Origin of the sequence: Pseudomonas sp. FIP_A4, assembly GCF_036701605.1 — a bacterium.
In the GTDB taxonomy this organism is placed as follows: domain Bacteria; phylum Pseudomonadota; class Gammaproteobacteria; order Pseudomonadales; family Pseudomonadaceae; genus Stutzerimonas; species Stutzerimonas phenolilytica.
Genome location: NZ_JAYDXP010000130.1, coordinates 131949 through 146214, shown reverse-complemented (window position 1 = coordinate 146214; position 14266 = coordinate 131949). Strand labels below are relative to the sequence as shown.

At 66.3% G+C, this 14266-nt stretch carries 9 protein-coding genes; 5 read left to right on the top strand and 4 right to left on the bottom strand.

Features of this window, described 5'->3' with window-relative positions; all coding sequences use genetic code 11:
- Window positions 1–113: 113 nt before the first annotated feature.
- From U8L64_RS19935 to U8L64_RS19920, 4 genes are read left to right on the top strand one after another with little or no spacing between them, the layout of a single operon-like run.
- On the top strand, window positions 114–1355 hold the full coding sequence (locus U8L64_RS19935) for an MdtA/MuxA family multidrug efflux RND transporter periplasmic adaptor subunit (protein WP_333398799.1): 1242 nt from the start codon (window positions 114–116) through the stop codon (window positions 1353–1355).
- Window positions 1352–4432: an MdtB/MuxB family multidrug efflux RND transporter permease subunit gene (locus U8L64_RS19930; protein ID WP_333398797.1), complete on the top strand. Its 3081-nt coding sequence runs from the start codon at window positions 1352–1354 to the stop codon at window positions 4430–4432. Before U8L64_RS19935 ends, U8L64_RS19930 begins: the two co-directional genes overlap by 4 nt.
- A gap of 43 nt (window positions 4433–4475) precedes the next feature.
- Window positions 4476–7580: an efflux RND transporter permease subunit gene (locus U8L64_RS19925; protein ID WP_043295674.1), complete on the top strand. Its 3105-nt coding sequence runs from the start codon at window positions 4476–4478 to the stop codon at window positions 7578–7580.
- Entirely contained in the window at window positions 7577–9040 is a 1464-nt protein-coding gene (locus tag U8L64_RS19920) for an efflux transporter outer membrane subunit (RefSeq protein WP_333398795.1), read from the top strand. The genes U8L64_RS19925 and U8L64_RS19920 overlap by 4 nt, the downstream gene beginning before the upstream one ends.
- On the opposite strand, the gene U8L64_RS19915 is transcribed toward U8L64_RS19920, so the two are convergent.
- Genes U8L64_RS19915 through coxB form a run of 4 tightly spaced genes read right to left on the bottom strand, consistent with a single transcriptional unit; the run spans window position 9028 to window position 13617 of the window.
- The gene (locus tag U8L64_RS19915) at window positions 9028–9852 is read right to left on the bottom strand and encodes a cytochrome c oxidase assembly protein (protein WP_442965301.1); all 825 of its coding nucleotides are present in this window, start codon (window positions 9850–9852) and stop codon (window positions 9028–9030) included. The two genes, U8L64_RS19920 and U8L64_RS19915, sit on opposite strands and share 13 nt — an antisense overlap.
- Window positions 9843–10202, bottom strand: a complete 360-nt coding sequence (locus tag U8L64_RS19910; RefSeq protein WP_043295669.1) for a hypothetical protein — start codon at window positions 10200–10202, stop codon at window positions 9843–9845. The genes U8L64_RS19915 and U8L64_RS19910 overlap by 10 nt, the downstream gene beginning before the upstream one ends.
- Window positions 10202–12730: a cytochrome c oxidase subunit I gene (gene ctaD, locus U8L64_RS19905; protein WP_333398793.1), complete on the bottom strand. Its 2529-nt coding sequence runs from the start codon at window positions 12728–12730 to the stop codon at window positions 10202–10204. Before ctaD ends, U8L64_RS19910 begins: the two co-directional genes overlap by 1 nt.
- On the bottom strand, window positions 12727–13617 hold the full coding sequence (gene coxB, locus U8L64_RS19900) for a cytochrome c oxidase subunit II (protein WP_333398842.1): 891 nt from the start codon (window positions 13615–13617) through the stop codon (window positions 12727–12729). Before coxB ends, ctaD begins: the two co-directional genes overlap by 4 nt.
- 147 nt (window positions 13618–13764) lie before the next feature.
- On the opposite strand from coxB, the gene U8L64_RS19895 reads away from it, so the two are divergent.
- Complete coding sequence (locus U8L64_RS19895; protein WP_008567904.1) at window positions 13765–14232, top strand: DUF2231 domain-containing protein; 468 nt, start codon at window positions 13765–13767, stop codon at window positions 14230–14232.
- Window positions 14233–14266: the final 34 nt, after the last annotated feature.

Below are 14266 nucleotides of genomic sequence, written 5' to 3'. Positions count from 1 at the left end.
GGCCGTTCGCGCGCGGGTGGACAAGCGTCGATACGTAAAAATGCCGTAAATCCCCTTTGCGAGGCGGGCGCGACTGCTTAAGGTTCACGCTCCTTCCCGAGCGAACCCAGTTCATGTCCGTCGCGCATTCGTCTCCTGCTGCTACCCGTCGTCGCTGGCTGATCATCGGTCTTGCCGTGCTGGCCATCGCCTTGCTTGCCTGGTGGTTATGGCCGAGCCCTTCGGCGAAGTCGCCGCAACCAGGCGGTCGACCGGGCTTCGGCGCGTTCAGCGGGCCGGTGCCGGTACGCGTGACGGCGGTGAAGCAAGGCGAGTTCGAGGTGTTCTACAAGTCGCTCGGCACGGTGACGCCGCTGAATACGGTGAACGTGCGCAGCCGCGTCGCCGGCGAACTGGTCGAGGTGCGCTTCGAGGAGGGCCAGCGGGTCAAGGCCGGTGAGCTGCTGGCGGTGATAGATCCACGGCCATACAAGGTCGCGTTACAGCAGGCCGAGGGCACGCTGCAGCAGAATCGCGCGCTGCTGCAGAACGCCCAGGTCGATCTGGAGCGCTACCGCGGGCTATACGCCGACGACAGCATTGCCAAGCAGACGCTCGATACCCAGCAGGCGCTGGTGAACCAGTACCAAGGCACGCTGGCGGCCAATCAGGCGGCGGTCAACGAAGCCAAGCTCAACCTGGAATTCACCCAGATCCGCGCACCGATCGACGGCCGCCTCGGCCTGCGCCAGCTGGACATCGGCAATCTGGTCTCGGCCAGCGACACCACACCGCTGGTGGTGATCACCCAGAGCCAGCCGATGGCGGTCACCTTCACCTTGCCGGAGGGCGATCTGCTGCCGGTGCTGACGCGTTTTCGTCAGGGCGCCGAGCTGAAGGTGCAGGCGTGGGATCGTGGTGAGCGACTGCTGTTGGGCGAGGGCGTGCTGGAGAGCGTCGACAACCAGATCGATGTGACCACCGGTACGCTGAAGCTCAAGGCGCGGTTCGACAACGAAACCGAAATGCTCATCCCCAATCAGTTCGTCAACGTGCGCCTGCGGGTGGAAACCCTCGAGGACGCCACGCTGATTCCCTCGGCGGCGCTGCAGTTCGGCTCGCGGGGCAACTTCGCCTACGTCGTTGGCGAGGACAGCAAGGTGCAGCTGCGTAGCGTCGAGGTGGGCCCGAGCAACGGCGAGACCACGGTGATCGCCAAGGGCCTGACGGCCGGTGAGCGCATTGTCATGGAAGGCACCGATCGCCTGCGCGACGGCAACGAAGTGGAAGTCGTCGATCGCGCGACGATGGCCGAAGAGGCGGCGCAGCAACCCAAGGTGGGCGGTGAGAGCGCCGGGGAGCGTCCGGCGCAATGAACATCTCGCGGCTGTTCATCCTGCGGCCGGTAGCGACCACCCTGACGATGGTCGCCATCCTGCTGGCCGGTCTGATCGCCTACAAGCTTTTGCCGGTCGCGGCACTGCCGCAGGTCGACTATCCGACCATCCGCGTGCTGACGCTGTATCCCGGTGCCAGTCCGGAGGTGATGACCAGCGCTGTGACTGCACCGCTTGAGCGCCAGTTCGGGCAGATGCCGGGGCTGACGCAGATGTCCTCGAGCAGCTCAGGCGGCGCCTCGGTGATCACCCTGCGCTTCTCGCTTGATGTGGAGCTGGATGTCGCCGAGCAAGAGGTGCAGGCGGCGATCAACGCGGCAGATAACCTGCTGCCGAGCGACCTGCCGGCGCCGCCGGTGTACAACAAGGTCAATCCGGCCGATACGCCGGTGATCACCCTCGCGGTGACCTCGGCGACGCTGCCGCTGCCGCAGCTGCACGATCTGGTCGACACGCGCATGGCGCAGAAGCTGGCGCAGATCAGCGGCGTCGGCATGGTCAGCATCGCCGGCGGGCAGCGGCCGGCGGTGCGCATCCGCACCAATCCCGAGGCGCTGGCCGCCTATGGCCTGTCACTGGCCGACGTGCGCGAGCTGATCGGCAACGCCAACGTCAACCAGCCCAAGGGTAACTTCGACGGTCCGACGCGGGTCTCCATGCTCGACGCCAACGACCAGCTGAAGACGCCCGAGGAATACGCCGAGCTGATCCTTACCTATGAAAACGGCGCCGCGCTGCGGCTCAAGGATGTCGCCGACATCATTGCCGGCGCCGAGAACGAGCGGCTGGCGGCCTGGGCCAACGAGAACCGGGCGGTGCTGCTGAACATCCAGCGTCAGCCCGGCGCCAACGTCATCGACGTGGTCGAGCGTATCCAGGCGCTGCTGCCGGAAGTCACCGCCAGCATGCCGGCTGGGCTCGACGTGACCATTCTCACTGACCGTACCCAGACCATCCGCGCTGCGGTCACCGACGTGCAGCACGAGTTGATCCTCGCCACCATCCTGGTGGTGATGGTGACCTTCATCTTCCTCAAGAAGCTCTCGGCCACCGTCATCCCTTCGATCGCCGTGCCGCTGTCGCTGATTGGTACCTTCGCGGTGATGTACCTGTGCGGCTTCTCGCTGAATAACCTGACGCTGATGGCATTGACCATCGCCACCGGCTTCGTGGTCGACGACGCCATCGTCATGCTGGAAAACATCGCCCGGCATCTGGAGGAGGGCGAGACGCCGCTGAATGCTGCGCTCAAGGGCGCCAAGCAGATCGGCTTCACTTTGATTTCGCTGACCTTCTCGCTGATCGCCGTGCTGATTCCGCTGCTGTTCATGCAGGACGTGGTCGGCCGGCTGTTCCGCGAGTTCGCCATCACCCTGGCGGTGGCGATCCTGATCTCGCTGGTGGTGTCGCTGACGCTGACGCCGATGATGTGCGCGCGCCTGCTCAAGCCGGTGAGCCATGATCCGGCGCGCCCGGACTGGGTCGAGCGGCTGATCGGCGGCTATTCGCGCTGGCTGACCTGGGTGCTCGGTCACCAGACGCTGACACTGCTGGTGGCGGTGGCCACCCTCGGCCTGACGGTGGTGCTCTATCTCGCCGTGCCCAAGGGCTTCTTCCCGGTGCAGGACACCGGCGTGATCCAGGGCATCAGCGAGGCACCGCAGTCGATCTCCTTCCGCGCCATGAGCGAGCGCCAGCAGTCGCTGAGCCGGGTGATCCTGGCTGATCCGGCGGTCGCCAGCCTGTCGTCCTATATCGGGGTGGACGGCGACAACGTCACGCTCAACAGCGGCCGTCTGCTGATCAACCTCAAGCCGCACGCCGAACGCGACGTCACTGCCAGCGAGGTGATCGAACGTCTGCACCCGGAGCTGGCCAAGCTGCCGGGCATCGCGCTGTACCTGCAGCCGGTGCAGGACCTGTCCATCGAGGATAGGGTCAGCCGCACGCAGTTCCAGTTCAGCCTGGAGTCGCCAGATGGCGCGCTGCTGCAGGAGTGGACGCCCAGGCTGGTCGAGGCGTTGCGCGAACGGGCGGAACTCACCGATGTGGCCAGCGACCTGCAGAGCGACGGCCTGCAGATTTACCTGGATATCGACCGCGACGCCGCCGCGCGCCTGGGCATCGAGGTTTCGGCGATCACCAATGCGCTGTACGACGCCTTCGGCCAACGGCAGATTTCCACCATCTTCACCCAGGCCAGTCAGTACCGCGTGGTGCTCGAGGCCGAGGCCGGCAATCGCCTGGGTCCGCAGGCGCTGGAGCAGCTGTTCGTGCAGAGCGAGGGCGGCACGCCGGTGCGGCTGTCGAGCCTGGCGCGATTGGAGCAGCATTCGGCGCCGCTGCTGATCAATCACATCGGCCAGTTCCCGGCAGTGACGTTGTCGTTCAACCTCGCGCCGGGCGTTTCTCTGGGCGAGGCGGTGGAGGTGATCGAAGCGGTGAAGCAGGACATCGGCCTGCCGGCTGGCATCCAGAGCCACTTCCAGGGCGCGGCCGAGGCGTTTCGCGCGTCGCTGTCGAGCACGCTGCTGCTGATCCTGGCGGCAGTGGTGACCATGTACATCGTGCTCGGCGTGCTCTACGAGAGCTACATCCACCCGATCACCATTCTTTCCACGCTGCCGTCGGCGGCGGTGGGCGCGCTGCTGGCGTTGCTGCTGACGGGCAATGACCTGGGGCTGATCGCGATCATCGGCATCATCCTGCTGATCGGCATCGTCAAGAAGAATGCGATCATGATGATCGACTTTGCGCTGGAGGCCGAACGCCACCAGGGCATGACGCCGGAGCAGGCGATCTATCGCGCCGCGCTGCTGCGCTTCCGGCCGATCCTGATGACCACGCTGGCCGCGCTGTTCGGCGCGATCCCATTGATGCTCGCCACCGGCTCGGGCGCCGAGCTGCGCCAGCCGCTGGGTCTGGTGCTGGTCGGCGGCCTGCTGCTCAGTCAGCTGCTGACGCTGTTCACCACGCCGGTGATCTACCTGTTCTTCGACCGCCTGAGCCAGCGCTTCGGCCGTCGCGGCGCGGTGCCAAGCGAGGCGCAGGCGTGAGCCGGGGCCGTTTGCAGCCGAACGTGGCGCAACGGAGCGTGCGATGAATCTGTCGGCGCCGTTCATCGCGCGGCCGGTGGCGACCATGCTGCTCAGCCTGGCGATTCTGCTGCTGGGCGGGGTCAGTTTCGGCCTGCTGCCGGTTTCGCCATTGCCGAACATGGATTTCCCGGTGATCACCGTGCAGGCCAGCCTGCCCGGCGCCAGCCCGGAGATCATGGCTTCCAGCGTGGCGACACCGCTGGAGCGCTCTCTGGGCAGCATCGCCGGGGTCAGCCAGATGAGCAGCCGCAGCAGCCAGGGCTCGACGCGGATCATTATTCAGTTCGATCTGGAGCGCGACATCAACGGCGCCGCCCGCGATGTGCAGGCGGCGATCAACGCTGCACGCAACCTGCTGCCCAGCGGCATGCGCAGCATGCCGACCTACCGCAAGATCAACCCCTCGCAGGCGCCGATCATGGTGCTGTCGCTGACCTCCGAGGTGCTCGACAAGGGCCAGCTGTACGACATCGGCTCGACCATCCTCGCGCAGAAGCTCTCGCAGGTGCCCGGCGTCGGCGAGGTACAGGTCGGCGGCAGCTCGCTGCCGGCCGTGCGCGTCGAGCTGCAGCCGCAGCAGCTGGAGCAGTACGGCGTCTCGCTGGACGACGTGCGCAACACTATCGCCAACGCCAACGTGCGCCGGCCCAAGGGCATGGTCGAGGACGCCGAGCGGCACTGGCAGGTGCGCGCCAACGACCAGTTGCACGCCGCCGCCGACTACATGCCGCTGATCCTGCGCTATCAGGATGGCGCGACCCTGCGCCTGAGCGATGTGGCCAAGGTCGAGGATGCGGTGGAGGATCGTTACAACAGCGGGTTCTTCAACAACGAACAGGCGGTGCTGCTGATCGTCAACCGTCAGGCCGGCGCCAACATCATCGAGACCATCGCCGGCATCCGCGCCGAGTTGCCGGCATTGCAGGCGATCCTGCCGGGCAGTGTCGAGCTGAACGTGGCGATGGACCGCTCTCCGGTGATCCGCGCCACCCTGCATGAGGCCGAGCGCACCCTGCTGATCGCCGTGGTGCTGGTGATCGTGCTGGTGTTCGTGTTTCTCGGCCATGTGCGCAGCGCGCTGATTCCGGCGCTGGCGGTGCCGGTCTCGCTGGTCGGCACGTTCGCCGTGATGTACCTGTTCGGCTTTTCGCTCAACACCCTGTCGCTGATGGCGCTGATCCTCGCCGCGGGGCTGGTGGTGGACGATGCCATCGTGGTGCTGGAGAACATCGCCCGGCATATCGACGATGGCGTGCCGCCGCTGCGCGCGGCCTACATCGGCACCCGCGAGGTCGGTTTCACGTTGCTGTCGATGAACCTGTCACTGGTGGTGGTGTTCGTCTCCATCCTGTTCATGGGCGGCATCGTCGAGCGGCTGTTCCGCGAATTCTCGCTGACGCTGGCGGCGGCGATTCTGGTTTCGCTGCTGGTGTCGCTGACGCTGACGCCGATGCTCTGTGCGCGTTGGCTCAAACCCTACCAAGCCGAGCGCGACAGCCGCCTGCATCGCTGGAGTCACGACGCGCACCAGTGGCTGCTCGGTTACTACGACCGCTCGCTGAGCTGGGCGCTGCGGCATCGGCGCATCACGCTGTTGAGCCTGCTGGCGACCATCGCACTCAACGTGGTGCTCTACGTGCAGGTGCCCAAGACCTTCCTGCCGCAGCAGGACACCGGCCAGCTGACCGGCTTCATCCGTGGCGACGACGGTCTGTCGTTCCAGGTCATGCAGCCGAAGATGGAGATATTCCGCAAGGCGATCCTCGCCGATCCGGCGGTGGAGAGCGTGGCCGGCTTCATCGGCGGGCAGGGCGGCATCAACAACGCGTTCATGATCGTGCGGCTCAAGCCATTGGAGGAACGCGAGCTGTCCGCGCAGCAGGTGATCGAGCGCATCCGCAAGAATCAGCCGCAGGTGCCGGGTGGACGGCTGTTCCTCATGGCCGACCAGGACCTGCAGTTCGGCGGCGGCCGGCAGAGCAGTTCGGCGTATGCCTATTCGTTGCTGGCGGGCGATCTGGCCGACCTGCGCACCTGGCTGCCGAAGGTCACCCAGGCGCTCATGGCGCTGCCCGAGCTGACCAGCATCGATGCCAACGAAGGCGAGGGCGCGCAGCAGATCAGCCTGCAGGTCGATCGCGACGCCGCCAAGCGGCTGGGCGTCGACATGAGCACGGTGACCACGCTGCTCAACAACGCCTTCAGTCAGCGGCAGATTTCCACCATCTACGAGACGCTCAACCAGTACCGCGTGGTGATGGAAATCGATCCGAGCTACGCGCAGCACCCGGAGGTGCTGGAGCAGATCCACGTGGTCACCGAAGATGGTCGCCGCGTGCCGCTGTCCGCCTTCGCCCGCTACGAGCGCAGCCTGGAGGAAGATCGCGTCACGCACGAGGGGCAGTTCGCCGCGGAGAACATCGACTTCGACCTCGCCCCGGGCGTCAGTCTGGATCAGGCCACGCTGGCCATTGAGCGCGCGGTCGCTGCGATCGGTCTGCCGAGTTCGGTGCAGGGTCGCCTGGGCGGCACCGGCGACGTGTTCAAGGCCGCTCAGGAAAGCCAGCCGTTCATGATCCTCGGCGCGCTGTTGCTGGTGTACATCGTGCTCGGCGTGCTTTACGAGAGCTATATCCATCCGCTGACGATTCTCTCGACGCTGCCGTCGGCCGGGGTCGGCGCGCTGCTGGCGATCATCGTCACCGGCGACGAATTCAGCCTGATCTCGCTGCTCGGATTGTTCCTGCTGATCGGCGTGGTGAAGAAGAACGCCATCCTGATGATCGACCTCGCGCTGCAGTTCGAGCGCAACGACCGCCTGCCGCCGGCCGAGTCGATTCACAAGGCCTGCTTGCTGCGCTTCCGGCCGATCCTGATGACCACGCTGGCGGCGATTCTCGGCGCATTGCCGCTGCTGCTGGGGGGCTCGGAAGGCGCGGAGATGCGCCAGCCGCTAGGTCTGACCATCATCGGCGGCTTGGTGCTCAGTCAGATCCTGACCCTCTACACCACGCCGGTGGTCTACCTGTACCTGGACCGCCTGCGTCATCGCTTCAATAACTGGCGCGGTGTGCGTACCGATGCCGCCATGGAAAATCCGCTATGAGTCCGAGCTGCACCCTCCGTCCATTGGCCATGATCGTCATGTCCCTTGCGCTTGGCGCCTGCACCCTCGGCCCGGATTACCAGCGCCCGCCGCTGCCGGTTACCCACGCGTTCAAGCAGGCCGAAGGCTGGAAGAGCGCGGCACCGGCCGACGCCCTGCAGCGCGGCGACTGGTGGAAGCTGTACGGCGACGCCGAGCTGGATGCGCTGGTGAGCCGACTGAACGTGTCCAACCAGAACCTCGCCGTGGCCGAAGCGCAGTATCGCCAGGCGCGCGCGCTTGTGCGCAGCGCGCGCTCGCAGCTGTTCCCCACGCTGTCCGGTAATGCCGGAGTGACGCGCTCGCGGCAGACCACTGGCAGCAGTTCGTCCAATGTCAGTGCCGGTGTAAGCGAGAGCTACGAGGCGGGGCTCAGCGCCTCCTGGGAGCTGGATCTCTGGGGCCGGCTGCGCCGCGGTTTGGAAGCCAATCGCGCAACCATGCAGGCCAGCGCGGCCGATCTCGCGGCGGTCCGTCTGAGTTTGCAGGCCGAGCTTGTGCAGACCTACCTGCAATTGCGGGTGATGGACGAGCAGCAGCGTCTGCTCGATCAGACGGTTGCTGCCTACGCGCGCTCGCTGCGCCTCACGGAGAATCAGTACCGCGCCGGCATCGTGCCCAAATCCGACGTCGCCCAGGCGCAGACTCAGCTCAAGAGCACGCAGGCGCAGGCCATCGATCTGAAGTGGCAGCGGGCACAGCTGGAACATGCCATCGCGGTGTTGATCGGTGTGCCGCCGGCCGAGCTGAGCATCGCCGTGCGCGATGACATCCCATCGCTGCCCGAGGTGCCGCTGGCGTTACCGTCGCAACTGCTGGAGCGGCGCCCGGATGTCGCCGCGGCCGAGCGCGAGGTAATGGCCGCCAATGCCGAGATCGGCATCGCCGAGGCGGCCTGGTATCCGGACCTGACCCTGTCGGCCAGCGGTGGCTATCGCAACAGCAGCTTCAACCAGCTGTTCGAGGTGCCGAATCGCTTCTGGTCGCTTGGCCCGCAGCTGGCGCTGACGCTGCTGGATTTCGGCGGCCGGCGTGCCGAACTGGAGCGGGCCGAGGCGGCCTACGATCAGACCGTGGCGACCTACCGGCAAACTGTGCTCGACAGCTTCCGCGAGGTCGAGGACTACCTGGTGCAACTGCGCGTGCTCGGCGACGAGAGCGTGGTGCAGCGCGAGGCGCTGGAGGCGGCGCAGGAATCGCTGCGGCTGATCGAGAACCAGTATCGCGCCGGTACCGTCGATTACCTCAGCGTGGTTACCGTGCAGACCACCGCGCTGAACAACGAGCGCACCAATCTGACGCTGCTGGGCGACCGTCTGCTGACCAGCGTGCAATTGATCGCCGCGCTCGGTGGTGGCTGGCAGATCGAGCAGTTGCAGCAGGAGCCGGTGCTGTCGAACGAGCGTGGTCAGGGCGACTGATCGAGCCGATGCGCTGGCTGGCGTCGCCAGATGCGGGTGAGCCAGCGCCAGGCGATCCAGCCGCCACCGAGCAAGTAGACCAACCCGCCCGGCACCCACATGAGCAGCCCCGCCAGCTGCTGATCTTCCACCGCACGTCCCGTGCCGTAGAACGAGACTGTGCCGAAGGTGAGCAGGGCGCCGAGCAGGCCGGTGTGCATCAGCGTTAGCACCACGGCCATCAGCGCCTGCGGCACCTGCTTCGGATTGGCGCGCAGCACCGACCACCAGAACAGCCAGCCGCTGAACAGGAAACAGGCGTGCTCGACGGCGTGCCACCACAGGTTGTCCAGCGCCAGCACATAGAGCTTCGGCGTGTGCCAGATCCAGATCACCGCGCCATGCAGCAGCGCCAGCAGGGTCGGGTAGCGGCCGGCGCGCAGGATGGACGTCCACAGCGGTTGCGCGAAGCGGCCGGTGACGCCGCGCCACTGCGGCAGCGGGCGCGCCAGCGCCCACAACGGCGCGATCACCACGATGAACAGCATGTGCTGGGTCATGTGCCAGCTGGTGCTGCGTTGCGCCCAGTTGTCGATGGGGCCGAAGACGGCAAACGCGGCCACCAGCATGGCGCTGTGAAGGCAGAACGCTTCGCTGCGCCTGGGCGGCACGTGGCGCGCACCGAGCGCGTAGAGCAGCCAGGCACTGCCAATGAGCAGCGCGCTCAACAGCAGCGGGGCACGTTCGCTCAGCTGCGCGTCGAACAAGCCGTGGGCCAGGGCCGGCGTCGACAGGCCCAGCAGCGGTACCAGCGCCCACGCGCTCACAGACACGGCGGCAGCTGCAGCAGCGGTGCGCCGACGAACGCAGTCGCCAGCGCGGCAATCAGGTGCACGCCAGCGGCCAGTTTCGTCACGAACAGCTCGCGCTCGTTCAATGACGGACGCTGGCGAGACAGCCGCCAGAAATAGCGCATCAGGCCAAGCAGCAGCACAAGGGTCAGCAACGTCAGCAGGCCGAGGCTGCCGTTCAGCCAGTTCCACACCCCCTCTGCGGGGTCGGGTGGGCTGACTCGGCAGGCAATCGCCTGACCGCCGTAGATCGCCACGAACCACAGGCTCCAGACGACCAGCCCGACGATGATCTGCAGCGGGTGGAACGGCGAGCCGAGCGCAGGTTTCATCAAACGCCTCCCCAGGTCGACGGGAACAGTACGATCGCCGCATAGCTGACCCAGAGCACGCCAAGGTTGTAGTACCAGAGCTGTTCGACCACCACCGGCTCGTACGGCGCGGCTTCGCCGACATAGCCGTAGCTCACCCGCCAGGCCTGCAGGCCGGTGGCGACTGCCGCCAGCGCGCAATGGAACAGGCTGTAGGCGAGCAGGACGAAGATCACCGCATCGTGGGCCGTTTCGGTTGGCGCCAGTTCCGCGTCGAGCAACAGCCAAAGCAGCAGCGCCGACTGCACCAGGGCCAGCAGCGCGAGCAGCGCCAGTTGTCCTAGCAGGCCACGATGATCGCCGGCGCGCAGACGTTTGATCAGGCGATGCAGCCAGAAGGTGCCAGCGCTGAGCAGCAGTGCGCTCACCAGCATCGGCCCGCCGTTCAGCTGATCGTCCGGCACGCGCCATTGCGGCGATACGGTCCACAGGTAGAACCAACCGAACAGCAACGACAGGTACAGCGCGCCATCGGCCAGCAGCGTGACGCCCATGCCCCACAGGCCCGGCCCGTCGAAGGTGCGCGAGTGCAGCGGCGGCTCGCCAGGCTGGGTGCGGGCATCCGGTGCGGCGGCAGGATGCGCGCCGTTTTCCCACGACCAGCGCAGCAGCACGATCAGCGTGGCCACGGCGGCGACGATGGAGAGGATGTAGGCCTTGTTCAGCAGGCTCAGGCAGAGCACCGCAAGGAACACCGCGGCGATGAAGGGCAGCCAGCTATTGCCCGGCAGATGGATGATTTCGCGGATTCTGCCGGTCAGCGGGTCGACGCCCCAGGTTTCGCGCCGACCGTGGTCGATTACCGTCAGCGCATGCTCGCCGCGGGCAATGCTGTCCGGCAGGTCCGGTTCTCGCCACAGAGGGTGGCGATCCGTCACATCCGGCAGACTGACGAAGTTGTAGGCGCTGGGCGGCAGGCTGGTCGCCCACTCCAGGGTATCGGCGTGCCAGGGGTTTTTCGGCGCCGGAAGGCCGAAGCGAAAGTGCAACAGGATGTCCAGCAGGATGGTAGCGACCCCGGCGGCCATGATGAAGCTGCCGATCGAGGACACCAGATTGGGCAGGTCCCAGCCCAGGCCTGTGTCGTAGGTGTAGACGCGCCGCGGCATGCCGATCAGGCCGGTCCAGTGCATGATCAGGAAGGTCGCGTTGAAGCCGATGAAGAACAGCCAGAAGCCCCAGCGACCTAGCCGTTCCGATGGCATGCGTCCGGAGAAGTGCGGCAGCCAGTAGTACAGTCCGGCCATCAACGGGAAGAACATGCCGCCGACCAGTACGTAATGCATGTGCGCGACGACGAAGTGGGTGTCATGCACCTGCCAGTTGAACGGCACCAGCGCCAGCATGACCCCAGTCAGCCCACCGGCGACGAAGACGAGCAGAAAGCCTACCAGCCAGAGCATGGGCACCCGATAGACCGGGCGGCCCAGCCAGAGCGTGGCGATCCAGGCGAAGATCTGCACGCCGGTCGGGATTGCCACCAGCATGCTCGCCGCCGAAAAAAACGCCTGTGCCAGCTGCGGGATGCCGACCGTGAACATGTGGTGAACCCACAGGCCGAAGCTGATGAAGCCGGTGGTCAGCACGCCCAGTACCACCCAGCGGTAGCCCACCAGCGGGCGCTGACAGAACACCGGAATCAGTGTCGAGACGATACCGGCACCGGGCAGGAAGATGATGTACACCTCCGGGTGGCCGAACAGCCAGAACAGGTGTTGCCAGAGCACCGGGTCGCCGCCGCGGGCGACGTCGAAGAACGGCATGCCGGCGGCGCGTTCCAGCTCCAGCAGGATCGAACCGAGGATCAGCGGCGGGAAGCCGACCACGATCATCATGGCCATCACCAGGATGTACCAGGCGTACAGCGGCATCTTGTGCAGCGCCATGCCGTTGGCGCGGGTCCGTAGGATCGACACCACCAGCTCGACGCCCGCGCTCACCGCGGAAATCTCGACGAAGGTGATGCCCAGCAGCCAGAAATCCGAATTCACGCCCGGCGTGTGGGCGGAACTGGACAGCGGCGTATACATGAACCAGCCGGCCTTGGGTGCGACGTCGAGAAAGATGCTCGACAACAGGATCAGCCCGCCGAACAGATAGCAGAAGTAGCCCAGCGCGGAGAGCCGTGGAAACACCAGATCGCGCGCGCCAAGCATCTTCGGGATCAGGTAGACCGCCAGCCCCTCCATCATCGGTACCGCGAAGAGGAACATCATCACCGTGCCGTGCATGGTGAAGACCTGGTTGTAGACGTCCGGCTCCATCAGTTGATAGCCGGGCAGGGCAAGCTGGGTGCGGATCAGCATCGCCAGCAGCCCGCCAACGAGGAAGAAAAACCCGCCGGTGACCATGAAGCGCAGGCCGATGGTGGTGTGGTTGACGATGGTCAACGCGCGCCAGCCGCGCGGGTTGCCCCAGACTTCATTGAACTGGTCATGCAGCTGGTCGGGATCGGTCGCGGGCGCGGCGCTGTTGGATCGCGTACTCATGGTGCAAGGGTCTCCAGCCAGTCGGCGAGCTGGCCGAGCGTCTCGGCGGGAATATCGTCATGGCTCGGCATCGCGTTGCCGTGCTTGAGGCTCTGGTGCTCGCGCAGCCAACGGCGCAGGCCTTGCGCATCGTTGGCGATGACGCCCGCGCCCAGCGTGGGCCGGCTGGCCAGATCGCTAAGATCCGGCGCGCGCTGGCCGTCGCTGACGCCAGCGACGCGGTGGCACTGGCCGCAGCGCTCGTCGAAGACCTGGCCGGCAGCGCCAGGCGCCGGGCTGTGTGCAAGCGAACCGCGTGCGGCCAGCCAGCGGTCGAAGGCGTCTGCTTCCAATACCTCGACATGCAGGATCATGTGCGCGTGCTGGCTGCCGCAGAATTCGGCGCACTGCCCGCGCATCACGCCGGTTTCGCTGGCGGCGAGGCGCAGGGTGTTGGTCCGGCCCGGAATCATGTCCAGCTTGCCGCCCAGGCGCGGCACCCAGAACGAATGGACCACGTCGGCACTCGTCACCACGACGTCCAGCGGTCGGTCGACCGGCAGGATGAACTGGTTGGCCGTCACCACACCGCTGTCCGGGTAGCGCACCTCCCACCACCACTGGTGACCGGTGATTTCGATGCGCAGCGGCTGCTTGCCGGGCACGGGTAACGGCAGCATGCCGCGGCCGGCGGGCACGCCAAAGGCGAGCAGGGCGAGGATACTGACGGTCGGTAATATCAGGCCGCCACCGACCAGCCAGCGCCGGTTGATGCGCTCGGCCTGCTCGGCATCGACTTCGCGCGGCTGGCGCAGCATGGCGTGTATCCACAGCGCGCTGACGACCGCGAGCACCAGCGCGGAGAAACCGAACATCGCCCACCAGATGTTCGCCACGTCGCGCGCCATCGGCCCGGCTGGCGCCAGCGCCGATTGCGCACCGCCGCAGCCGGCGAGCCAAGGAACTGCCAGCGCCAGCGTGGTCCATTGCAAGAGCCTGCCGCCACGCTTCGCGATCTCGCGGGCGGCACCCACCTCTGCGCCTGGGAGTGCCCAATGGCCATCGACCGCGAGTCCATCAGCAGCAACGCCGCGATTGCCGGCCATCCGTTGCATCCGATGATGATCCACTTTCCGGTAGCCGCCTTGCTCGGCCTGGTACCGGCCGATCTTGCCTACCTGTGGACACTCGATCCGTTCTGGTCGCGTGCCGGCCTCTGGCTGGCCGGCGTCGGCGCCATCGGCGGCTGGCTGGCGAGTATCGCCGGGGTGGTCGATTTGCTCAGCGTGGCGCAGATACGCCGCAAGGTCACTGCCTGGTGCCACGCGATCCTTGCCGTGATGATGCTCTCGCTGGCGTCGCTGAACTGGCTGCTGCGCTACAAGGGCATCGATGGCGGTGACAGCGATGCGCTGTGGGGGCTGTTTCTCTCGCTGCTGACGGCCGTGCTCATTTCGCTGGCCGCGTTTCTCGGCGGAAGGCTGGTGTACGAGCATGCCGTGGGCGTCGAGCTCGATAGCTAGGATCGTTTCGGGCGACGCCGGTTGAGCGGTCATG

Coding starts and splice junctions, on each gene's coding strand:
- U8L64_RS19935 (WP_333398799.1), top strand. CDS start 114: ATGTCCGTCGCGCATTCGTCTCCTGCTGCTACCCGTCGTCGCTGGCTG.
- coxB (WP_333398842.1), bottom strand. CDS start 13,617: ATGGCGCGCGACGTGGCGAACATCTGGTGGGCGATGTTCGGTTTCTCC.
- U8L64_RS19895 (WP_008567904.1), top strand. CDS start 13,765: ATGGCCATCGACCGCGAGTCCATCAGCAGCAACGCCGCGATTGCCGGC.
- U8L64_RS19910 (WP_043295669.1), bottom strand. CDS start 10,202: ATGAAACCTGCGCTCGGCTCGCCGTTCCACCCGCTGCAGATCATCGTC.
- U8L64_RS19930 (WP_333398797.1), top strand. CDS start 1,352: ATGAACATCTCGCGGCTGTTCATCCTGCGGCCGGTAGCGACCACCCTG.
- ctaD (WP_333398793.1), bottom strand. CDS start 12,730: ATGAGTACGCGATCCAACAGCGCCGCGCCCGCGACCGATCCCGACCAG.
- U8L64_RS19925 (WP_043295674.1), top strand. CDS start 4,476: ATGAATCTGTCGGCGCCGTTCATCGCGCGGCCGGTGGCGACCATGCTG.
- U8L64_RS19920 (WP_333398795.1), top strand. CDS start 7,577: ATGAGTCCGAGCTGCACCCTCCGTCCATTGGCCATGATCGTCATGTCC.